At 72.8% G+C, this 21976-nt stretch carries 21 protein-coding genes; 11 read left to right on the forward strand and 10 right to left on the reverse strand.

Annotation, left to right across the window (positions count from 1 at the left end; translation table 11 throughout):
• Nucleotides 1–220 precede the first annotated feature (220 nt).
• Nucleotides 221–1414: a glycine C-acetyltransferase gene (locus tag ACFQ6N_RS28455; protein ID WP_380654874.1), complete on the reverse strand. Its 1194-nt coding sequence runs from the start codon at nt 1412–1414 to the stop codon at nt 221–223.
• A gap of 111 nt (nt 1415–1525) precedes the next feature.
• A complete protein-coding gene (gene tdh / locus ACFQ6N_RS28460; RefSeq protein WP_380654877.1) occupies nt 1526–2554 on the reverse strand; it encodes an L-threonine 3-dehydrogenase in 1029 nt (342 codons plus the stop codon).
• 521 nt (nt 2555–3075) lie between these two features.
• On the opposite strand from tdh, the gene ACFQ6N_RS28465 reads away from it, so the two are divergent.
• Nucleotides 3076–4494, forward strand: coding sequence for a serine hydrolase domain-containing protein (locus tag ACFQ6N_RS28465; protein ID WP_380654879.1), 1419 nt, complete (start codon nt 3076–3078; stop codon nt 4492–4494).
• A gap of 70 nt (nt 4495–4564) precedes the next feature.
• Here the strand turns inward: ACFQ6N_RS28465 and ACFQ6N_RS28470 are convergent, their stop codons facing one another.
• Nucleotides 4565–5626, reverse strand: coding sequence for an ATP-dependent DNA ligase (locus ACFQ6N_RS28470; protein WP_380654882.1), 1062 nt, complete (start codon nt 5624–5626; stop codon nt 4565–4567).
• A 135-nt stretch (nt 5627–5761) separates the two neighbouring features.
• On the opposite strand from ACFQ6N_RS28470, the gene ligD reads away from it, so the two are divergent.
• Entirely contained in the window at nt 5762–6769 is a 1008-nt protein-coding gene (ligD, locus tag ACFQ6N_RS28475) for a non-homologous end-joining DNA ligase (RefSeq protein ID WP_380654884.1), read from the forward strand.
• 123 nt (nt 6770–6892) lie between these two features.
• Here ligD and ACFQ6N_RS28480 read toward each other — a convergent pair whose 3' ends face one another.
• Nucleotides 6893–7417 (reverse strand): RICIN domain-containing protein, encoded by a 525-nt coding sequence (locus tag ACFQ6N_RS28480; protein ID WP_380654887.1) that lies wholly within the window; start codon nt 7415–7417, stop codon nt 6893–6895.
• Nucleotides 7418–7650: 233 nt separating this feature from the next.
• Here ACFQ6N_RS28480 and ACFQ6N_RS28485 point away from each other — a divergent pair, with 233 nt between their 5' ends.
• Nucleotides 7651–8274, forward strand: coding sequence for a GNAT family N-acetyltransferase (locus ACFQ6N_RS28485; RefSeq protein WP_380654990.1), 624 nt, complete (start codon nt 7651–7653; stop codon nt 8272–8274).
• Here the strand turns inward: ACFQ6N_RS28485 and ACFQ6N_RS28490 are convergent.
• Both ACFQ6N_RS28490 and ACFQ6N_RS28495 read right to left on the reverse strand, forming a co-directional pair.
• Entirely contained in the window at nt 8226–8378 is a 153-nt protein-coding gene (locus ACFQ6N_RS28490; RefSeq protein ID WP_380654890.1) for a hypothetical protein, read from the reverse strand. The genes ACFQ6N_RS28485 and ACFQ6N_RS28490 overlap by 49 nt on opposite strands.
• 122 nt (nt 8379–8500) lie before the next feature.
• The gene (locus ACFQ6N_RS28495) at nt 8501–9721 is read right to left on the reverse strand and encodes an 8-amino-7-oxononanoate synthase (protein WP_380654893.1); all 1221 of its coding nucleotides are present in this window, start codon (nt 9719–9721) and stop codon (nt 8501–8503) included.
• Nucleotides 9722–9904: 183 nt separating this feature from the next.
• Between ACFQ6N_RS28495 and ACFQ6N_RS28500 the strand changes: the two genes are divergently transcribed.
• The 4 genes from ACFQ6N_RS28500 (at nt 9905) to ACFQ6N_RS28515 (ending at nt 15887) form a co-directional block, all read left to right on the forward strand.
• On the forward strand, nt 9905–10354 hold the full coding sequence (locus tag ACFQ6N_RS28500; RefSeq protein ID WP_380654894.1) for a WXG100 family type VII secretion target: 450 nt from the start codon (nt 9905–9907) through the stop codon (nt 10352–10354).
• A gap of 31 nt (nt 10355–10385) precedes the next feature.
• Nucleotides 10386–12617 (forward strand): hypothetical protein, encoded by a 2232-nt coding sequence (locus tag ACFQ6N_RS28505; RefSeq protein WP_380654897.1) that lies wholly within the window; start codon nt 10386–10388, stop codon nt 12615–12617.
• Between the two features lie 11 nt (nt 12618–12628).
• Nucleotides 12629–13330 (forward strand): hypothetical protein, encoded by a 702-nt coding sequence (locus tag ACFQ6N_RS28510; RefSeq protein ID WP_380654899.1) that lies wholly within the window; start codon nt 12629–12631, stop codon nt 13328–13330.
• Between the two features lie 64 nt (nt 13331–13394).
• Nucleotides 13395–15887 carry a DEAD/DEAH box helicase gene (locus tag ACFQ6N_RS28515; protein WP_380654993.1) on the forward strand — a complete coding sequence of 831 codons (2493 nt, stop codon included), beginning with the start codon at nt 13395–13397 and terminating at the stop codon, nt 15885–15887.
• A 216-nt stretch (nt 15888–16103) separates the two neighbouring features.
• Here the strand turns inward: ACFQ6N_RS28515 and ACFQ6N_RS28520 are convergent, their stop codons facing one another.
• A complete protein-coding gene (locus ACFQ6N_RS28520) occupies nt 16104–16964 on the reverse strand; it encodes a hypothetical protein (RefSeq protein WP_380654901.1) in 861 nt (286 codons plus the stop codon).
• Nucleotides 16965–17212: 248 nt separating this feature from the next.
• Between ACFQ6N_RS28520 and bioB the strand changes: the two genes are divergently transcribed.
• The 4 genes from bioB (at nt 17213) to ACFQ6N_RS28540 (ending at nt 21167) form a co-directional block, all read left to right on the forward strand.
• A complete protein-coding gene (gene bioB, locus ACFQ6N_RS28525; RefSeq protein ID WP_380654903.1) occupies nt 17213–18499 on the forward strand; it encodes a biotin synthase BioB in 1287 nt (428 codons plus the stop codon).
• 50 nt (nt 18500–18549) lie between these two features.
• Nucleotides 18550–19854, forward strand: a complete 1305-nt coding sequence (locus ACFQ6N_RS28530) for an adenosylmethionine--8-amino-7-oxononanoate transaminase (RefSeq protein ID WP_380654906.1) — start codon at nt 18550–18552, stop codon at nt 19852–19854.
• On the forward strand, nt 19851–20642 hold the full coding sequence (bioD, locus tag ACFQ6N_RS28535; RefSeq protein WP_380654909.1) for a dethiobiotin synthase: 792 nt from the start codon (nt 19851–19853) through the stop codon (nt 20640–20642). Before ACFQ6N_RS28530 ends, bioD begins: the two co-directional genes overlap by 4 nt.
• Before the next feature lie 78 nt (nt 20643–20720).
• Nucleotides 20721–21167 (forward strand): hypothetical protein, encoded by a 447-nt coding sequence (locus tag ACFQ6N_RS28540; RefSeq protein WP_380654912.1) that lies wholly within the window; start codon nt 20721–20723, stop codon nt 21165–21167.
• A 65-nt stretch (nt 21168–21232) separates the two neighbouring features.
• Here ACFQ6N_RS28540 and ACFQ6N_RS28545 read toward each other — a convergent pair whose 3' ends face one another.
• The 3 genes from ACFQ6N_RS28545 to ACFQ6N_RS28555 are packed head-to-tail and all read right to left on the reverse strand — an operon-like array spanning nt 21233 to nt 21866.
• Nucleotides 21233–21373, reverse strand: a complete 141-nt coding sequence (locus ACFQ6N_RS28545; protein ID WP_380654915.1) for a hypothetical protein — start codon at nt 21371–21373, stop codon at nt 21233–21235.
• Between the two features lie 32 nt (nt 21374–21405).
• Nucleotides 21406–21633 (reverse strand): hypothetical protein, encoded by a 228-nt coding sequence (locus ACFQ6N_RS28550; protein ID WP_380654917.1) that lies wholly within the window; start codon nt 21631–21633, stop codon nt 21406–21408.
• An 8-nt stretch (nt 21634–21641) separates the two neighbouring features.
• Nucleotides 21642–21866, reverse strand: a complete 225-nt coding sequence (locus tag ACFQ6N_RS28555) for a hypothetical protein (RefSeq protein WP_380654920.1) — start codon at nt 21864–21866, stop codon at nt 21642–21644.
• Nucleotides 21867–21976 lie beyond the last annotated feature (110 nt).

The following is a 21976-nucleotide window of genomic DNA, read 5'->3' on the forward strand; positions in this document are numbered from 1 at the left end:
GGGGGGGGGGGGGGGTGGGGGGGTGGGGGGGGGGGGGGGGGCGGGCCCCCGACCCCCCCCCCCCCCACGGCAGTTCATGAGCCCGTGCGGGCTGCTCGGCCCGAGGGCCGCGGAGCCCGTGCGGGCTGGTGAGCCCGTGGGCCGGTCCGGTTCCGAGCGGTCCGGCCCACGGGCAGTCGGTGCGGGCCCCTGCCGGGCCCGGCCCCCGAGGGGGCGGGTGCTACTCGCCCAGCGCGGCGCGCGCGTCGACGAAGGCCGCGATGGCGCGCTCGACGTCCTCGGTGGAGTGCGCCGCGGACAGCTGCACCCGGATCCGGGCCTTGCCGTGCGGCACCACCGGGTAGGAGAAGCCGATCACGTACACCCCGCGCTCCAGCAGCAGTTCGGCGAGCCGGCCCGCCTTCGCCGCGTCGCCGATCATGACCGGAGCGATCGCGTGGTCGCCGGGCAGGATCTCGAACCCGGCCTCGGTCATCTTCGTGCGGAACAGCGCGGTGTTGGCCGCGAGCCGCTCGCGCAGCTCGTTGGACTGCTCGACCAGGTCGAGCACCTTCAGCGAGGCGGCCGCGATCACCGGGGCCAGCGAGTTGGAGAACAGGTACGGGCGGGAGCGCTGGCGCAGCAGCGCGACGATCTCCCGGCGGGCGGCGACGTAGCCGCCGGAGGCGCCGCCGAGGGCCTTGCCGAGGGTGCCGGTGATGATGTCCACGCGGTCCATCACGCCGTGCAGTTCGGGGGTGCCGCGCCCGCCCGCGCCGACGAAGCCGACGGCGTGCGAGTCGTCGACCATGACCATCGCGTCGTAGCGGTCGGCCAGGTCGCAGATCTCCCGCAGCGGGGCGACGTAGCCGTCCATCGAGAAGACGCCGTCGGTGACGATCAGGCGGCGGCGGGCGTCCTGGGAGTCCTGGAGCTGCTTCTCCAGGTCGGCCATGTCGCGGTTGGCGTAGCGGTGGCGGCGGGCCTTGCTGAGCCGGATGCCGTCGATGATGCTGGCGTGGTTGAGCGCGTCGGAGATGACGGCGTCGCGGTCGTCCAGCAGGGTCTCGAAGACACCGCCGTTGGCGTCGAAGCAGGAGGAGTAGAGGATCGTGTCCTCCTGGCCGAGGAACGCCGAGAGGCGGTCCTCCAGCTCCTTGTGCACGTCCTGGGTGCCGCAGATGAAGCGGACCGAGGCCATGCCGTAGCCCCAGCGGTCCAGGGCGTCCTTGGCGGCGGCGAGCACCTCGGGGTGGTCGGCCAGGCCGAGGTAGTTGTTGGCGCAGAAGTTCAGCACCTCGCCGGGCCTGCCGCCACCGGTGACGGTGACCGCGGCGCTCTGCGGGGTCCCGATCACCCGCTCGGGCTTGAACAGGCCGGCCTCGCGGATCTCGTCGAGGGTGGTGGCGATGTCGGCGCGCACGTTGTCGAACACGGCAGGCTCCTTTGGCGTCGGCGGGGTGGCTCGGGCGGGTGACCGGGGTGGCTCGGGCGAGGTGGCCGGGGCTGCTCAGGCGGGTGGCCGGGGCTGCTCGGGCGGACTGGCTCAGGCGGTCCAGTCGAGGATGATCTTGCCGCAGTTGCCGCTCGCGGCGTCGTCGAACGCGGCGGTGAAGTCGTCGGCGGCGTACCGGCCGGTGATCACCGGGCTGAGGTCCAGTCCGCCCTCCAGCAGCACGGACATCGCGTACCAGGTCTCGAACATCTCGCGGCCGTAGATGCCCTTGATGGTGATCATCGAGGTGACGATCGAGGCCCAGTCCACCGGGAACTGCTCGGCGGGCAGGCCGAGCATGGCGATCTTCCCGCCGTGCGTCATGTTGGCGATCATCGACTGCATCGCCTCGGGGCGGCCGGACATCTCCAGGCCGACGTCGAAGCCCTCGCGCAGGCCCAGCTTCTGCTGGCCCTCCTCGATGGTGTGCTCGGCGACGTTCAGCGCCAGCGTCACACCGACCTCGCGGGCCAGGTCCAGCCGGTACGGGGAGACGTCGGTGATCATCACGTTGCGGGCGCCGGCGTGCTTGGCGACGGCGGCGGCCATGATGCCGATCGGGCCGGCGCCGGTGACCAGCACGTCCTCGCCGACCAGCGGGAAGGACAGCGCGGTGTGCACGGCGTTGCCGAACGGGTCGAAGATCGCGGCCACGTCCAGGTCGACCGGCACCCGGTGCACCCAGACGTTGGAGGCGGGCAGCGCCACGTACTCGGCGAAGGCGCCGTCGCGGTTGACGCCCAGGCCGACGGTGTTGCGGCACAGGTGGCGGCGGCCGGCCAGGCAGTTGCGGCACTTGCCGCAGACCAGGTGGCCCTCGCCGCTGACCAGGTCGCCGATCGCGATGTCCGAGACGCCCGCGCCGAGCTCGGCGACCTCGCCGACGAACTCGTGGCCGAGGACCAGCGGCGTCTTGATGCTCTGCTGCGCCCAGCCGTCCCACTTGCGGATGTGCAGGTCGGTGCCGCAGATGCCGGTCCGCAGCACCTTGATCAGCACCTCGCCGGGGCCGATCTCGGGCTTCGGGACGTCGATCATCCAGAGGCCGGGCTCGGCCTTCTGCTTGACGAGTGCCTTCACGGGCGACGGCTCCTGACGTGCGGGTGGGACGGCCTGCGAGGGTCGGGCAGGCCGAGGCGGCCCGGTTCGGCGCTCCTGACGGGCGCACTCCGGGCAGGCAGAAATCTGCCTGGTCGGGGCGGGTGCGGTCCATCGAGGAATTCTTAAGGGCGGCCACAGCTGGGCTGAACGATCGTGCCCGAGCAGCGGCCGGCGGCGGGCGCGGCGTGCCGGTGCTCACTCCTTCGGCCGAGCGCGGGGCGCCGTCCGCGACACCAACCGACGGACATTCCGGGGCACTTGGCCGGGGCACCTGGCCGGGGGTGCTTGACAGCGGGCCGCCAGCCGGGCGGGGCACTCGGCTGACGCCGGGCCCGTTCGGATCAGCCGCGGGCCGACCCGCGCGCGCCCCGACGGCGGCGGTGCTTACGGTGGCGGCGCTCCCCCACGGCCCCGTGGAGCAGCGCCCCGGCCTCGCGGGGGCGGCGCGCTCCGGGGCCTTCGCCAAGGGGCCGTCCGCCCCAGAGAGGCGCTCCCGCCACATGACCAAGACCCGACGGCCCCGACCGGCCGCAACCCGTTCGGCCGCCCGCTCGGCCGGCCGCGCGGCCGCCGCCGCCCTGGCCCTCACCGGGCTGCTCGCCACCGCGGCCTGCTCCGGCGACTCCAAGCCCGCCCAGCCGGCCGGCGGCCCGGCGGTCGCCGCCGAGCCCGCCGCGCTCAGCCCGTCCGCCACGTCCTCTTCCTCCTCCTCTGCGAGCGCGTCGTCGGGCGCGGTGGTGCCGCTCACCACGGACGTCACCTCCCGGCTGGACTCCACGATCCAGCAGGTGATGGGCCAGACCTCCGTCCCCGGCATCTCGGTCGGGATCATCACGCCCGACGGGACCTACCAGAAGTCCTTCGGCGTCGCCGACAAGGCCACCGGGGCGGCGATGGACCCCGGGCTGTACTCGCGGATCGGCAGCGAGAGCAAGACCTTCACCGCGACCGGCGTGCTGCGGCTGGTGGACCAGGGCAAGGTCGGCCTGGACGACCCGATCTCCAAGTACGTGGACGGCGTCCCCGGCGGCGACGGGATCACCGTCCGCCAGCTCGGCGACATGCGCAGCGGCCTGTTCCCGTACAGCTCCGACCCGGACTTCGTGAACACGCTGATCGGCGACCCCAACCACGTGTTCACCCCGGACCAGTTGCTCGCCTACGGGTACAAGCACCCGGCCGTGTTCCAGCCCGGCGAGCGGTTCCAGTACAACAACAGCAACTACATCATCCTGGGCAAGCTGATCGAGAAGGTCGGCGGCCAGCCGGCCGGCACGTTCCTCACCGACCAGGTGTTCACCCCGGCGTCACTGGCCAAGACCAGCTTCCCCGTCGACGCGACCATCCCCGACCCGCACTCGCACGGCTACACCAACCAGACGCCCACCGGGGCCGTCGAGGACGCCACCGACTGGAACCCGTCCTGGGCCTGGACCGCCGGGGCCGTCATCACCACCCTCGCCGACCTGGAGAGCTGGGCCAAGACCATGGCCACCGGCGCCCTCGTCCAACCGGCCACCCAGGCGGAGCGGTTGAAGACCCTGCCGACCGGCGACCCCGGCGTCACGTACGGCTTCGGGCTCTTCAACAACAACGGGTGGATCGGGCACAACGGCTCGATGCCGGGCTACGAGAGCGTGGCGGTGTACCTGCCGGACGCCCGGAGCACGCTGGTGATGCTGCTCAACACCGATGTGCTGTACCAGGGTTCGGAACCGTCCTCGCTGTTCGCGAACGCGATCACCAAGATCCTCTCGCCGCGGAACGTCTACTCGATCCCGCCGCAGACGGCCGCCCCCTCGGCGCCGGGCTCGGCGTCCGGGTCTCCGTCCGGGTCCGCTTCCGGCTCGGCATCCGGGTCTCCTTCCGGATCGGCATCCGCCTCCGCCGGCAACTCGCCCTCCTCCGTGCGGGCCTGAGCCGGACCGGCAAGGACATCAGGGGCCCGAACCGTCGATCCGGTTCGGGCCCCTTCTCCATGACGCTCCGTCAGATTCCGAGCACCCGGGACAGGTCGTACGAGACCGGCTCCTCCAGCTGCGCGTAGGTGCAGCTCTCCGGCGTGCGGTCCGGCCGCCAGCGGCGGAACTGCGCGGTGTGCCGGAAGCGGGTGCCCTCCATGTGGTCGTACGCGACCTCCACCACCCGCTCGGGGCGCAGCGCGATCCAGGACAGGTCCTTGCCGCCGGTCCAGCGGCTGACCGCGCCGGGCAGCCGGCCGTCGGCGTGCGCGGCCTCGTCCGCCCAGGCGCCCCAGGGGTGCGCGGCCAGGTCCTCCATCCGCAACGGGGCCAGTTCCTCGGCGAGTTCGCGGCGCCGGGCCATCGGGAAGGCCGCGCAGACGCCGACGTGCTGGAGCCTGCCCCCGGGGTCGAAGATGCCGAGCAGCAGCGAGCCGACCACCGGGCCGCTCTTGTGCTCGCGGTAGCCGGCCACCACGCAGTCGGCGGTGCGCTCGTGCTTGATCTTGAACATGGTGCGCTCCCCCGGCCGGTACGGCTGGTCCAGCGGCTTCGCGACGATCCCGTCCAGGCCGGCGCCCTCGTACTCGGCGAACCAGGTCTGGGCGACGTCCCGGTCGGTGGAGGCGGGGGCGGTGAACACCGGGTCGGCGGCGCCGGCGAGCGCGGCCTCCAGGGCCGGGCGGCGCTCCGACAGCGGCCGGTCCAGCAGGGAGGCGTCACCGAGCGCGAGCAGGTCGAAGGCGACGAAGGAGGCCGGGGTGCGCTCGGCGAGCAGCTTCACCCGGCTCGCGGCCGGGTGGATGCGCTCCAGCAGTTCCTCGAAGCGCAGCCGGCCGTCCCGGGCGATCACCACCTCCCCGTCCAGCACGCAGCGCGGCGGCAGCTCCCGCCGCAGGGCCTCCACCAGCTCCGGGAAGTACCTGGTCAGCGGCTTGCCGGTGCGGCTGCCGAGCTCCACCTCGGCGCCGTCCCGGAACACGATGGCGCGGAAGCCGTCCCACTTGGCCTCGTACTGCATGCCGGGCGGGATCCGGGCCACGGACTTGGCGAGCATCGGCGCCACCGGCGGCATCACGGGCAGGTCCATGCGTCCGATCCTCGCCCGGTTCGCCCCGGGGCGCTCGGCGGGTTCGCCCCCGGGGCGCGCGGCGGGTCCGCCCTGGGGCGGCGGCGGGTCCGTCCCGGGGCGCGCGGCGGGCCGGACGCGCTTAGCGTGAAGGACATGGGCTCAGCCGTGGAACTGGAAGTCGCCGGGCGCACCGTCCGGCTGTCGAACCCGGACAAGGTGTACTACCCCGAGCGCGGCTTCACCAAGCTGGACGTCGCGCAGTACTACCTGGCGGTCGCCGACGGGGTGCTGCGCGCCCTGCGCGACCGTCCGACCACGCTGCAGCGCTTCCCCGACGGCGTCGACGGCGAGTTCTTCTACCAGAAGCGCGCCCCCAAGGGCCTGCCGGAGTGGCTGCCCACCGCCCGGATCGAGTTCCCCAGCGGCCGCTCCGCCGACGAGATCTGCCCCACCGAGCCCGCCGCCGTGCTGTGGGCGGCCAACCTGGGCTGCCTCACCTTCCACCCCTGGCCGGTGCGGCGCGCCGACACCGACCACGTCGACGAGCTGCGCATCGACCTCGACCCGCAGCCCGGCACCGACTTCCACGACGCCGTCCGCGCCGCCCACGAACTGCGCGCCCTGCTCGCCGAGTACGGGCTGCGCGGCTGGCCCAAGTCCTCCGGCGGGCGCGGCCTGCACGTGTACGTGCCGCTGGTGCCCGAGTGGACCTTCACCGACGGACGGCACGCGGTGATCGCCCTCGGCCGGGTCCTGGAGCAGCGGATGCCCGGGCAGGTCACCACCGCCTGGTGGAAGGAGGAGCGCGGCGAGCGGATCTTCGTCGACTACAACCAGATGGCCCGCGACCGCACCATCGCCTCCGCCTACTCGCTGCGCGCCCGGCCCCGCGCCACCGCCTCCGCCCCGCTGCGCTGGGAGGAGCTGGACGACGCCGCGCCGGAGGACTTCGACCTGCGCACCCTGCCCGCCCGCTTCGCCGAACTCGGCGACCTCAACGCGGAGATGGAGGGCGAGGCGTTCCGCCTGGAGGGCCTGCTGGAGCTCTACGCCAAGCAGCTCCACGACGAGGGCCTGGGCGAACTCCCCTACCCGCCCGACCACCCCAAGGCCGCGGGCGAGCCGCCCCGGGTCCAGCCGAGCCGGGCTCGCAGGACGTAGCACCGCCGCCGCGACGCGCCGGGGTACGGCGGGTCGGCGACGGCGGGTCGGCGACGGCGGTGGCGGGCCGGGGGTGGCGTATCAGGGATGACGTGCCAGGGGCGGCACATCAGCGGCGACGTGTCAGGGCGTGACGACCTTCCACTGCTGCTTGGGGTCTGCGGTCCAGGACCAGTGGCCCGCCTGGGTGCCGTTCTCCCAGCTCCAGCCCGGGATCTCCATCGCCCGGAAGCTGTTCCGGTTGAGGATCTCCAAGCCCGGGGTCTGCCAGGAGTTGTCGAAGCTCCACGTCTGGTTGGCCCCGCCCTGGCAGTCCCACTGCCGGATGGGGTCGCCCATTTCCATCCCCCAGTCGGCGACCTCCAGGCACTTCCCGCTCTGCACGTTGACGATCGTGCCGGGGCTCCCGGAGTCGAACTCCCACAGCTGGTTGTCCCCGCCGTCGCAGTCCCACTGCTGCGCCGGGGCGCCGTCGTCGTTGTTGAGGGCGGGGACCTCCAGACACTTCCCGCTGAACACGTTCACCAGCATCCCCACCCGCGGGCCCGACCCCCGAGGGGAGTCGTCCGCGCTCGCGGTCGGGGCGGCGACGGCCACCAGCAGCGCGGCACCGAGTGCCGGAACGAGCGTACGGCGTATCGAATTCATCAGGGCGTTCTCCCATCGACCGGTCCGACTGGCTCCGTCCGGGGGCCGGACCCGCCCGGTGGGCGCGACACTTCGTCCGCACGTCCACGCCCTGCGGAATCCCCCGAACGATCTCGCACACTACTGCCTGGCTCGACCCCGAACCACCGGAGCACCGCCCGGCGTTCGGCATAGGCTGGTGCCCGTCGAACGGACCGATCAAGGGGTGGGGCGTGCGGAAGCTGGCGGAGTTCATGACGGGGGCGGCGAACGGTGAATTCCCGCCCCCGGACGGCTCGGTGACGGTGGTGCCGCAGCCGGACCCGCGCGAGGCCGGGGTGGTGGCCTTCGCCGCGCACGCGGTCGTCTTCACCGACGAGGACCCGGAATGGGTGCACCGGACGCTCGCCGCCGCGCCCGGCGACCCGCTGTCCGCGCCGCTCTGCCCGCCGTTCCTGACCGCCTTCGCCGAGCGCACCGGCCGGACCGTCAACAACATCGACCTGCTGTCGGTCGCCGACCGCCTGCCGGGTGAGCCGCCGCTGCCGACGAGCGAGGTCCTGGACCGCGAGCACCCCCGGGTGGTCCGGGCGCTGCGCTACCGCGAGGACGTCCGGGTGTTCACCGCCGACGGGGGCGTCCTGATCCTCGGCCGGGGCGTGGCCGGCCGCTGGGAGTGCGCCGTCGAAGTCGACCCGCACGCCCAGGGCCGGGGCCTCGGCCGCGCCCTCGCCACCGCCGCCCGCCACCTCGTCCCGGCGGGCGAGGCCGTCTGGGCCCAGCAGGCTCCGGGCAACGCCCCCAGCGTCCGCGCCTTCCAGGCGGCGGGCTACCGCCCGGTCGGCGCGGAGGCGCTGCTGGTGGTGGGGCAGCCGTAGCGCGCGACGACGGGGGCGGCGCCCGGGAATGCGCCCGGGGCGGCGGCGGTCACCAGCAGCGCGGCGCCGAGTGCCGGGACGAGCGTGCGGCGTGTCGGGTTCATCGGAGCGTTCTCCCGTCGACCGGTCCGACTGACTCCGTTCGAGCCCGGACCGGTCGGCGGCAGGGCGCGTTCTCCGTGCACCGACGGCCTCCGGCCTCTCCCCGCCCGGACAAGAGCGCGCCCTACCCTCCGGTGGCCGTGCGACCCGCCATGTACCCGCCCGCCGGGGCGAGTCCGGCGATGGTGCGCACCGCGTCGGCGATCTGCCCGTCGGTCAGGTCCCCCCGGGCGGTCAGCCGCAGCCGGGAGATGCCGTCCGGCACGGACGGGGGCCTGAAGCAGCCGACGGCGAGGCCCGCACGCCGGCAGTCGGCGGCCCAGGCGACGGCGGCCTCCGGGCCCGGGGCGCGGACGGAGACCACGGCGGCGTCCGGCTCGCAGGCGTGCAGGCCGGCGGCGGTGAGCTGCCGGGCGAGGGTGCGGGCCACCTCGCGGGCGCGCTCGGCGCGGGCCGGTTCGGCGCGCAGCAGGCGCAGCGCGGCGAGGGCGGCACCGGCGGCGGCGGGGGCGAGGCCGGTGTCGAAGATGAAGGTGCGGGCGGTCTCGGTGAGGTGGCGGATCACCCGGCGGGGGCCGACGACGGCGCCGCCCTGGGAGCCGAGCGACTTGGAGAGCGTCATGGTGGCGACGGTGTCGGGCCGCCCGGCGAGTCCGGCGGCCGTGAGCGCGCCGGTGCCGCCGGGGCCGAGCACTCCGAGCCCGTGCGCGTCGTCCACCAGGAGGGCGGCGCCGTGGGCGCGGGCGGCCTCGGACAGGGCGGGCAGCGGGGCGGCGTCGCCGTCCACGGAGAACACCGAGTCGGTGACGACCAGGGCCCGCCGCCGGCTGCGCCCGGCGAGCGCCTCGGCGACGGCGGCCGGGTCGGCGTGCGGGGCGCGGTGGACGTCGGCGCGGGAGAGCCGGCAGCCGTCGATCAGCGAGGCGTGGTTGTAGGCGTCGGACACGATCAGGGTGTCCGGGTCGGTGAGCGCGGTGAGCGCGGCGAGGTTGGCGGTGTACCCGGAGGAGAACACCAGGGCCGCCTCGGCGCCGCAGAACTCGGCGAGCTCGCGTTCCAGTTCGGTGTGCAGCGCAGTCGTCCCGGTCACCAGGCGCGAGCCCGTCGCCCCGCCGCCCCAGCGCAACGCGGCGTCCGCCGCGGCCCGCGTCACCACGGGGTGCCTGGTCAGCCCCAGGTAGTCGTTCCCGGCGAGGTCGAGCACCGGGTCCTCGGCCGGCCGGCTGCGCAGCGTCCGCGTCAGCCCGGCGTCGGCACGCAGCGCGGCGGTCTCGTCGAGCCAGTCGAAGACGGTCTCGGGCGCGAGGACGGCGGGGCGCGGTTCGGAGGCGAGGGGGTGGCTCATGCCCGGCACTCTGGCATGCCACCGCGCGTCGGGCAACGTGCTGATCGGCACATGTTCAGCGGCACCGGATACTTACTGTTTACCTGAATTTAACCATAACATTTCCATCAGTTCACGTGATTTCCTATCCACGTTCGATTCCTACTACCCTCCCCGATGTTACGAGCACGGGGGGAAGTACACATGACCGACCTGGAATTCGAGCGCCGGATGAATCCGTGGCTCTTCGACGGCAACGGCAACCTGACCGAAGCGGCGAAGAAGCAGTTCCCGGACCTGGCGGGAGCCAACAACGCCCCGGTCTCGCTGGACACCCCGGGCGGCGGCAAGACCGTCGCGGTGAACCCGGGGGTGCTCCAGCAGGCGGCACAGAACGCCTTCGCGCTGCGGGACGCCGTCAAGACCGAGTGCGCCCAGCCCGGGGACCACATCAGCGCGGCGGCCGGCGCGCTCAAAGGCTGGGCCCTCGGCACGGTGCTCCCCGCGTTCTGGACGACGTGGACCAGCCAGGCCGACGGCCTCCGGAGCACCGTCGGCGACATCGGCACCAACCTGCAGACCACCGCCCAGGGCTACGCCAAGACCGAGACGGACATCCAGGCCGGGTTCGCACAGCCGAACACCAAGTCCTGACAGCCGCGCGAGCAGGAAGGCAACGACGATCATGGTGACGTTCAGCCAGCTCAGGCAGGTCGACCTCGGCAGCCTCGACTCGGCGGCGAACGACTTCGAGAACCTGGTCCGCACGTGGGACCTCACCCAGCGGATGCAGAACGAGGTCATCGGCACCGTCCGGCAGTCCGGCTGGCACGGCGACACGGCCGGCCTCGCCACCGCCAAGCTCACCTGGGCCCGCGACCAGATCCACGCCGCCTTCGAGGAGGCGTCGGCCATCGCCAAGACCCTCCGCGACGCCCACCACGAGTTCACCGCCGCGAAGACCGACCTCGACACCGCCGTACGCAACGCCACCGCCGACGGCCTCACCGTCGACGGCGAGGGCGCGGTGCACTGGCCCCCTCCGGCCACCCAGGAGGACAAGCGCGACGCCGAGTACGCCAAGAGCTGGCAGGCCAAGGCCGAGACCACCGCCAAGGCCATCGGCGACGCCCTCACCCGCGCCACCGACGCGGACCTCGCCGCCACCAACGCACTGGGCAACGACACCGGCAGCGACGGCACCGTGTTCAACGCCAACCCGGTCGGCGGCCTCCCCGAGGAGGAGGCCAAGGAGGCCAGGCACATCCTCAGCCTCGGCGGCAAGGCCAGCGACGCGGAGCTCGCCAACCTCCGGAACCTGCTCCAGCGCCACAGCACCGACCCGCGCTTCGCCGCCTCCTTCTACGGCAACCAGGACCCGCAGACCTTCCTGGCGCAGTACGGCGCGATGGCACAGAGCGCCGACTACGCCGGCAGCACGGCCCGCACCGTCGCGGTCAAGGACATCCAGGACGGCCTCGGCCTCACCCTCGCCACCGCGACCGACCCGAAGCAGCAGCCGCACGTCTCCGACGACTGGGAGACCAAGCTGCGCGCCGCCGGCGCCAAACAGATCCCCGTCCCCCCGGGCGCCGACCCGGCGCACAGCCCGTACGGCTACCAGATCCTCGGCAACGTGCTGCGCAGCGGGAAGTACGATCCGCACTTCCTCGACCCGATCGCCGAGCACGTCACCCAGCTCACCAACGAGAACCCGATGCGCTGGGACGCGGCCACCAAGGCGGCCTACCCCTTCACCGAGCTCAAGTTCATCGGCGTGCCCGACAAGGACGGCAACGTCCGGGGCATCAACCCGATGTCCGCCGTCCTGGACGCGCTCGGGCACAGCCCCGAGGCGGCCACGAGGTTCTTCCACGACGCGCCGACGACCTACAACCCGGACGGCACGGTCAAGAGCCACGGCGGCGACAACACCTACCTCAAGATGCTCACCGACCCCGGCTCCCGCTCCCTGCTGCTCGACCAGCAGTACCCGCCCCGGCCGAACCCCGGCACCGCCGACCCCTTCGACGTCACCTCCCTCGGCCACGCCCTGGAGGCCGCCACCACCGGGCGGGCGTACGACGACGTGCACGGCAAGTTCCCTCCGCACACGAGCGAGATGAACAGCGTCATGCAGCAGGTCGTGACCCGGTTCGGCGACGAGGGCGGCCCCGCCCTGATCAACGGCGGACTGTTCTCGAACCTCAACGGCAGCCTCGGCCACATGACCGCCAACTACATCGGCGACGTCCAGGACGCCCTCGAAGGGGCGGGCGCCAAAACGCACCTCTTCGACCAGACGAAGGTCGAACGGCTGGTCGGCACTCTTGGCCGCGACCCCGACGCCTACGCCTCGATCGCCGCCGGGCAGCAGGCGTACACCACCGCCCAGATCCAGGACGTCTTCGCCCATCCCGAGCTGCACAAGGACCTGACCGTGGCGGTCGAGAACATCGCCAAGCCGGCCGGCCAGGTCAACGGCCTGATCACCAGTGCCATGATCGACGAGGTGTACACCAAGCACGCCGCCAGCGACGCCGAGTACAACGCCGCGATCGACACCAAGCGGGAACTCGCGGGCCAGCTCTGGTCGTTCGCCGGGGACGCGCTGAAGGAGCGGGCCCCGGTAATCGGCGAGGGAATCGACACCGCGGCCAACCAGATCATGGACAACGTCGCGAACGGCTACAAGGTGGACACCCGCGACGCCGCGAGCGTCGAGGCCGGTGAGGCGAAGCACAGGGCCGAGATGAACACGCAGCAGGCGATCGTCAACGCGGTCCGGGACGGCGGCCGCGACGCGGGCGTCGACCCGAACTACGTGAACGACCTGGCCCGCCGCGCCGCTCAGGAGGAGAACACCGGCTACGCCAGCGGAAAGGTCTCCTTCGACACTCATCTCCCGAAGGAGTAGGACCGTGAACCATGGTTGACGTCGCCCACATCATCCCGCCCTCCCCCGACGATCCGCCCCGCCGCCCGTCCCCGGTCCGGCCCTGGCACGCCGCCGTCGCCCTCGCGGTGGCCGCAGTCGTGGGCGGCGGGCTCTTGGTGTGGAAGCCGTGGCAGTCGGTAACGCTGCCGGAACACGCTTGCTGGTCCGTTCTGGGCAAGGACGACCTTAAGCCGATCGCCGGGCCGGACGGGACGGTTCGTGAGCCTGTCCCCAGTGAGCACATCGCGACTCCCACGAAGTCGGAGAACGCCTCCACCCGCAGCTCCTGCATCGTGTGGCGGGAGAAGGGGTACCTCCTCGACATCGACATCAAGCCCGCCTGGGCCGGAATCGATGCGGACCGCGCAGAGGACGCAAGAGCCGGAAAGGTGACCCCACTGGACCTCGGGGCCGGTGCCGTGGGCTGGGTCGGGGTCTCCGACGAGAACCGGCGACAGACGGCCCGGCTCTACGTGCGGTGCGACTTCGAGATGAGGTCCGACTACGGCCGGCCCGCTCCCCAGTACTTCGACGTGCGGGTCACCGGCGACGTCGTGGACGGTACGTCCCCCGCAAGGGTCCGCCAGGCATACGCCGACATCGCCCTCAAGGTCGGTCGCGCCGCCGCGACCGCCTACGAGTGCCGTAACACCGCGCAGCTGCCCGTTGCCGCCCCCCGCGTCCCTTCCTGATGCCCGGGCTTTGCCCGGGGTGGCGGCGAGCAGGCAAGATAGCCGGGTGACCCTCCTTGATCTGATGCCGAAGCCCGCCACGCCCGACGCGCTGTACGAGACGTTCGCCGCCTGGACGGAGGAGCGGGGGATCACGCTGTACCCGGCGCAGGAGGAAGCGCTGATCGAGCTGGTCTCGGGGAACAACGTGATCCTGGCGACGCCGACCGGCTCGGGGAAGAGCCTGGTGGCGGCCGGGGCGCACTTCGCGGCGCTGGCGGAGGGGAAGCGGACCTTCTACACGGCGCCGATCAAGGCCCTGGTGTCGGAGAAGTTCTTCGACCTGGTGAAGATGTTCGGCACCGAGCAGGTCGGCATGATGACCGGCGACGCGAGTGTGAACCCGACCGCGCCGATCATCTGCTGCACCGCCGAGGTGCTGGCGCAGATCGCGCTGCGCGACGGCACCCGGGCGGACATCGGCCAGGTGGTCATGGACGAGTTCCACTTCTACGCGGAGCCGGACCGCGGCTGGGCCTGGCAGGTCCCGCTGCTGGAGCTGCCGCAGGCGCAGTTCCTGCTGATGTCGGCGACGCTCGGCGACGTCCGCCGTTTCGAGGAGGACCTGACCCGCCGGACGGGCCGTCCGACCACCGTGGTGCGCAACGCGACCCGCCCGGTGCCGCTGTTCTACGAGTACCGCCGCACCACCATGCACGACACCCTGGAGGAGCTGCTGCAGACCGGCCAGGCGCCGGTCTACGTCGTGCACTTCACCCAGAAGGAGGCGGTGGAGCGGGCGCAGTCGCTGATGAGCATCAACATGTGCTCGAAGGCGGAGAAGGAGGCCATCTCCGACCTGATCGGCGGCTTCCGCTTCACCACCAAGTTCGGCCGCAACCTGTCCCGCTTCGTGCGCCACGGCATCGGCGTGCACCACGCCGGGATGCTGCCGAAGTACCGCCGTCTGGTCGAACGCCTCGCCCAGGCGGGCCTGTTGAAGGTGATCTGCGGTACCGACACGCTCGGCGTCGGCGTCAATGTGCCGATCCGCACGGTGCTGTTCACCGCGCTGTCGAAGTACGACGGCCAGCGGGTGCGGATCCTGCGGGCCCGTGAGTTCCACCAGATCGCCGGCCGCGCCGGGCGGGCGGGCTTCGACACCGTCGGCCAGGTGGTGGCGCAGGCGCCGGAGCACGTGATCGAGAACGACAAGGCGATCGCCAAGGCCGGGGACGACCCGAAGAAGAAGCGCAAGGTGGTGCGCAAGAAGGCGCCGGAGGGCTTTGTCGGCTGGACCGAGGAGACCTTCGACCGGCTGATCGGCGCCGACCCGGAGCCGCTGGTCTCCCGGTTCAAGGTGAGCCACGCGATGCTGCTGTCGGTGATCGGCCGCCCGGGCAACGCCTTCGAGGCGATGCGCAAGCTGCTCACCGACAACCACGAGGACCGGCCGGCGCAGCGCCGGCACATCCGCACCGCGATCGCCATCTACCGCTCGCTGCTGGAGGGCGGCGTGGTGGAGCGGCTGCCGGAGCCGGACGCCGAGGGCCGGATTGTCCGGCTCACCCTGGACCTCCAGGAGAACTTCGCGCTCAACCAGCCGCTGTCCACGTTCGCGCTGGCGGCCTTCGAACTCCTCGACCCGACCTCGCCCACGTTCGCGATGGACGTGATCTCCGTCGTCGAGGCGACGCTCGACGACCCGCGCCAGATCCTCGCCGCCCAGCAGAACAAGGCGCGCGGCGAGGCGATCGGCGAGATGAAGCGGGACGGCATCGAGTACGAGGAGCGGATGGAGCGGCTCCAGGACATCACCTACCCGAAGCCGCTGGAGGAGCTGCTCACCCACGCCTACGAGGTGTACCGCCGGGCGCACCCGTGGATCGGCGACCACCAGCTCCAGCCGAAGTCCGTGGTCCGCGACCTGTACGAGCGGGCGATGACCTTCTCGGACTACGTCGGCTTCTACGAGCTGGCGCGTACCGAGGGCATCGTGCTGCGCTACCTGGCCGGCGCGTTCAAGGCGCTGGAGCAGACCGTCCCGGAGGACGTGAAGACGGACGACCTCAAGGACGTGATCGCCTGGCTCGGCGAGCTGGTCCGCCAGGTCGACTCCAGCCTGCTGGACGAGTGGGAGCAGTTGGCCAACCCGAGCGAGCCGGCCACCCTGGAGGTCCGGCTGGACGACAAGCCGGCGCCGGTCACCGCGAACGCGCGCGCCTTCCGGGTGCTCGTCCGCAACGAGATGTTCCGCCGGGTCGAGCTGTGCGCGCTGGAGCACTACGAGGACCTCGCGGAGCTGGACGGCGAGTACGGCTGGGACGCGGACCGCTGGGCGGACGCCATGGACGGGTACTGGGAGGAGTACGACGACCTCGGCACCGGCCCGAACGCGCGCGGCCCGAAGATGCTGATCATCGAGGAGGAGGACTCCTCCTGGCGGGTCCGGCAGATCTTCGACGACCCGGAGGGCGACCACGACTGGGGCATCAGCGCCGAGGTCGACCTGTACGGCTCGGACGAGGAGGGCCGGGCCGTGCTGCGGGTGACCGCGGTGGACCGGCTCGGCGGCTGAGGGCGGCACCGCCGGAGCCGTCTGACGGCTCGTCAATCGCGTTGAGGGGGCCCGGCGTTGCCGGGCCCCCTCGGGCGTTCACTGGTCAGCTTTCACGGGTCAGCATTCACGCGTCAGCGCTCGTGCGTCGGCGTTCACGCGTCAGCGCTCGTACGCCGGCGTCCGCGCTCGGGCGGCGTTCCCGCAGGAGCCCCCCGTCCACACGGACGGATCCCGTCACATCCAGACGAACGGCGAGCCCGCCACGTACGAGATCGCGCGGGTGGCCTCGTCCAGGCTCTGCTCGGCGCTGGGCGCCGTGCCGGTCGGCGTCGAGGCCGGGGCCGGGGTGGTGGGGGCGCCCGTGCCGGTCGGGGTGGGGGCCGCCGAGCGGCCGTCGCCGATCCGCGAGCTGGTGACCGTCACGTAGTGCCCGACGGCCTCGACCCGAGGTTCGCCGCCCTGCTTCCCGCCGGCGGCGGGCAGCGCCGGGGCGGTGGTGGCGTCCGCGAGGATGAAGGCGACCGCGCCGGGCTTGGCCCGCAGGGCCTCGGCGGCCCTGGCGGCGGCGGCCTGGTCGGCGAAGCGCAGCAGGGTGACGCTGCTGAGGACGGGGCGGTCCTGGCCGCTGAAGCTGACGGTCAGGTAGGCCTGGCAGCCGCTGTCCTTCAGGGGGTCCTGGGCGCGGTCCTGGAGCGTCTCGGCGCAGTTCTCGCCCTGTCGGACGCCGTTGCGCCGCGCCTTGTAGCCGGCCGCCTCGACCACCCGCTGGGCGGGGAAGTAGTTGTCGACGTTGAGGCCTTCGGGGTCGGTGCGCGGCGGCGGGGTGCCGACCACCGGCGGGGTGCCGGCCGAGTCCTTGGTGGACGGGCCGAGCCCGGGTATGTAGTCGCCGGGCATCGGCCTGGTGATGATCCATCCGCCGGCCACGACCACGCCGACCATGACGATCCAGCCCGCCGTGCGACGGCCGCCCGGTCGTCGGCCCGGTCTGCGGCCGGTCCCCTCGCCGATGCCGGCCCCCTCGCCGGTCCGCTGCCCTGCCCGGCCTTCCTGGCCCTCTCCCGGAGTCGGGGTGCGCTCCCCCTGCGTGGTCATGGCGGAGATTCTAAGCAACCCGGGCGTGGCGTGGGTCACGGGGTCGGGGGTTGTCGATCACGGTCCGCCCGCCGTCCGGACGGGCCGTTCGCTACTCGTCGGTAATCTCTGCTCCGGCTCCGCGTCAAGCTCGTGACCAGCGACGGAGCCGTGACCTTCGACACTGTGGCAATCGGCACATCCTCACACCGATCTTCTGGCGGGTTTGCTCTGGCGCCGCTCGATCGCCACCAGGCAGGATCGGCCCCATGGATCTGCTCGATACCCTCACCGCCAAGGGCCTGCGCGGCGAAGTCCCGACCCGCGAGGAGGCCCTGGCCGTCCTCGCCACCACCGACGACGAGCTGCTCGACGTGGTCGCCGCGGCCGGAAAGGTGCGCCGCCGCTGGTTCGGCCGCCGGGTCAAGCTCAACTACCTGGTGAACCTGAAGAGCGGGCTCTGCCCCGAGGACTGCTCGTACTGCTCGCAGCGGCTCGGGTCCAAGGCCGAGATCCTCAAGTACACCTGGCTCAAGCCGGACCAGGCCGCCGACGCCGCCCGCGCCGGGGTGGCCGGCGGCGCCAAGCGGGTCTGCCTGGTCGCCAGCGGGCGCGGCCCGACGGACCGGGACATCGACCGGGTCACCGACACCATGGCCGCCATCAAGGAGGCCGACCCGGCGGTCGAGATCTGCGTCTGCCTCGGCCTGCTGTCGGACAACCAGGCGGAGCGGCTCAAGGCGGCCGGCGCCGACGCCTACAACCACAACCTCAACACCTCCGAGAACACCTACGGGACCATCACCAAGACCCACACCTACGCGGACCGCGTGGACACGGTGCAGAAGGCGCACGGCGCCGGCCTGTCCGCCTGCTCCGGCCTGATCGCGGGCATGGGCGAGACCGACGAGGACCTGGTCGACGTGGTGTTCGCGCTGCGCGAGCTGGGCTCGGACTCCGTCCCGGTCAACTTCCTGATCCCGTTCGAGGGCACCCCGCTCGCCAAGGAGTGGAACCTCACCCCGCAGCGCTGCCTGCGCATCCTGTCGATGGTCCGCTTCGTCAACCCGGACACCGAGGTGCGGATCGCCGGCGGCCGCGAGGTGCACCTGCGCTCGATGCAGCCGCTCGGCCTGCACGTCGCCAACTCCATCTTCCTCGGCGACTACCTGACCAGCGAGGGCCAGGCCGGGCAGACCGACCTCGACATGATCAAGGACGCCGGCTTCGAGGTCGAGGGCGCCGGCGAGGCGACCCTGCCCCGCCACCGCGCGGACGTCGCCGAGGCCGCCCACGCGGGCGGCTGCGGCAGCACCGCCTCGGCCTGCGGCACCGCCGCCTCCGGCTGCGGAAGCGGCGGCGGCTGCGGCCCGTGCGGCGGGCACGCGCACTCCGCTCCGGATGCCGCCGTCCCCGAGGCCGCCCCGGAGGCCACCCCGGAGGCCGCCACCCCGGAGGCCGCCGCCCCGGAGGGCTCGGACGACGACGGCCTGCGCAGCGACCTGGTCAAGGTCCGCCGCCGCGGCGCCGGCACCGAACTCGCGCCCAACGCCTGACCCTTCGGGCCGCCCCCGCCCGCCTGGAACCACGCCGGAGATACCTCACCATGCCCCCGCTGTCCGCGGACACGCTGCTCACCCTCGACCGCGCCCACGTCTGGCACCCGTACGGGCCGATGCCCGGCACCGTCACCCCGTACGTGGTGGAGTCCGCCTCGGGCGTACGGCTGCGCCTGGCCGAACCGGTCGCGGGCGGGCAGCGCGAACTGGTCGACGGGATGTCGTCCTGGTGGGCGGCGATCCACGGCTACCGGCACCCGGTGCTCGACGAGGCCGTCCGCGAGCAGCTGGGGCGGATGAGCCACGTCATGTTCGGCGGGCTCACCCACGAGCCCGCCGTCCGGCTGGCGGCCCGGCTGGTCGAGATCACGCCGGAGCCGCTGCAGCACGTCTTCCTGGCCGACTCGGGCTCGGTCGCGGTCGAGGTCGCGATGAAGATGTGCCTCCAGTACTGGCAGTCGACCGGGCGGCCGCAGAAGCGCCGGCTGCTGACCTGGCGCGGCGGCTACCACGGCGACACCTTCCACCCGATGTCGGTCTGCGACCCGGACGGCGGGATGCACCACCTGTGGGGCGGGGTGCTGCCCGGGCAGCTGTTCGCCCCGCAGCCGCCGGCCGGGTTCGACGCCCCGCTCGACCCCGAGTACGCGGCCCGGTTCGAGGAGTTGATGGAGCGTCACGCCGACGAGCTGGCCGCCGTCATCGTCGAACCGGTCGTCCAGGGCGCGGGCGGCATGCGGTTCCACTCCCCCGCGTACCTGCGGATGCTGCGCGAACTCTGCGACCGGCACGGCGTGTTGCTCGTCTTCGACGAGATCGCCACCGGATTCGGCCGCAGCGGCGCCCTGTTCGCCGCCGACCACGCGGGCGTTTCCCCGGACGTGATGTGCCTCGGCAAGGCCCTCACCGGCGGCTACCTGACCCTGGCCGCCGCGCTGTGCACCGGCGAGGTCGCCGACGGGATCAGCCGCGGCGAGATGCCGGTGCTCGCCCACGGCCCGACCTTCATGGGCAACCCGCTGGCCTGCGCGGCCGCCAACGCCTCGCTGGACCTGCTGCTCGGACAGGACTGGGCGGTGGAGGTCAAGCGCATCGAGGGCGGCCTGCGGGACGGCCTCGCCGCCGCGGCGGACGTACCGGGCGTGCGCGACGTGCGGGTCCAGGGCGCCATCGGCGTCGTGCAGTTGGACCACCCGGTGGACGTCCCGGCGGCGACCGAGGCGGCCGCCCGGGAAGGCGTCTGGCTGCGCCCCTTCCGGGACCTGATCTACACGATGCCCCCCTATGTGACGGAGGACCGGGACGTGGCACGGATCGCCGCCGCCGTGACCGCCGCGGCGGTGGCGGCATGAGCGCGGGCGACGCGGTCGCCGCGGGCGGTGGCGGCAGCGCGGCGGCGGCCGGTAGGGGCGCGCGCATCCTCTTCGTGACCGGGACCAACACCGACGTCGGGAAGACCGTCGCCACCGCGGCCGTCGCCTCGGCGGCGCTCCGGGCCGGGCGCACCGTCGCGGTGCTCAAGCCGGGACAGACCGGCGTCACCCCCGGTGAGCCGGGCGACGCGCACGAAGTGCGGCGCCTGGCAGGCGAACTGACGTACCATGAGCTGGTCCGCTACCCCGAGCCGCTGGCCCCCGACACCGCCGCCCGGCGGGCCGGGATGCCGTACCTCTCCCCCGCCGAGGTGGTGGCCGAGGTCGCCGCGCTCGCCGCCGGCCACGACCTGGTGCTGGTCGAGGGCGCGGGCGGGCTGCTGGTCCGCTACGACGACGAGGGCCGCACCCTCGCCGACCAGGCCCGGGCCGTGCTCGACGCCGGGCTCCCGGCCGAGGTGCTGCTGGTGGCCTCCGCCGGTCTGGGCACCCTCAACATCGTCTCCCTCACCGCCGAGGCCCTGGCGGCGCGGCGGCTGCCGCTCGCCGGCGTCCTCATCGGCTCCTGGCCCGCCGCCCCCGGCCTCGCCGAGCGCTGCAACCTCGCCGACCTCCCCCGCTCCGCCGGCGCCCCGCTGCTCGGCGCCCTGCCGGAACGCGCGGGCACCGCCGGGGACTTCGCCGCCCTGGCCGTCGCCTCGCTGGCGCCCGAGCTGGGCGGGACGTGGAACGCGGAGCACTTCGCGCACGCCCATCGGGCCGAATAGGCCCGGCTTCGCTCGAAGGGGTGATCTCTGCGCCCGAACCATGGGTACGGGCGCTACCGGCTCAATACCGTTCCTTCCATGACAGACGGGCTGACCGTGGACGAGGCCCTGCGGGCCTTGGCCGCCCTGGAGGCGGCATGGAACAACGACGACGAGGCACTGTCCGCCCTGGCGACGGGCAGTGCCGACGAACAGCCGCTGCCGGCGCTGGTCGCCGCGTACGGCGAGCACGCCATGGACACCCTGATGGCGCTCGCCTTCGGCCTGCGTTCGAGCATGAGCGACGAGGAGATCGCCGAGATCTCCGACGCGGTCAGCTCCAACATCGGGGCCAGGATGAGTGCCCTGCTGACGCAGACCCTCAAGGCCTGGGGCACGGTGGCCGCCGGCGACGACCTCGGCGTCACCAAGATCATCGCCCATACGGTGATCGACGCGATGAGGGCCGTCACCGAGGACCCCAGCAAGACCGAGGTGCTGCCGCTCATCGCGACCTTCCGCAGCTACGCCCTCAACGGCGTCTGAGGAAAACCGACTTCGGGGCGCAGCGGTTCTTGCGCGGGCTTCGAGGGTGCTCGAAGCCCGCGCCGCTACGTGCCCGCCCTCATCCACCCGGCCGCGAAGGCGAACCCGCCCGTCGAGGCGGCGAGGAAGACGAGGACGAAGACCAGCCCGGCCGCGGCGGCGGACACCCGCTCGGGAACGAGGAGGAGGACCGCTCCGGCGAGCACCAGGCCGCCGACCGCGATGGCGCCGGCGCCCGCTACGGCCGCATACCTCTGCGGAGGACGACGACCAGCCGTTCGACGACGTCCGGCCGGGCCGCGCCCAGGTCGATCAGGAGGACGCCGGTCTCCTTGACCGAGCGCCAGTCGATCCCGAGGGACGGAAGCTTGACCTCGGCCGCGCTCAGGACGGCCTGGAGGTCGTCGAGGACGTCGGCCGCGATGCGACGGTCCTCTGCCGTGATCTTGCCGATCATGCTGCTCATGGGGCATCTCACTGTTCGGAGTTCGTGATCCAACGCGCCTCGGTGTCCCACTCCAGGCCGCCGCCGGGGGGACGCAGGAAGGCCCGGCCGTGCTGCCACCCCATGAAGGCGGCCCAGCGGCCCGAGCGGACGTCGAAGACCCGCTCGCCGAGAGCGGAGGGGCGGTAGGGGTCGGAGGGCGGCGCCACCCGCCGCACGGGCTGCGCCGCCGGGGAGATGAGGTCGGCGCTCATCCGCGCCTCCGGGATGGCGTCACCGCACCGCGGGCACCGACAGGGCGGGAAGTTCCGCCGCAGGATGAGGCTTTCACCGGATTGATTGTTCGTCATATCCACTGACTAGT

The sequence above is a fragment of the Kitasatospora sp. NPDC056446 genome (genome assembly GCF_042796115.1).
Taxonomy (GTDB): Bacteria; Actinomycetota; Actinomycetes; order Streptomycetales; family Streptomycetaceae; genus Kitasatospora.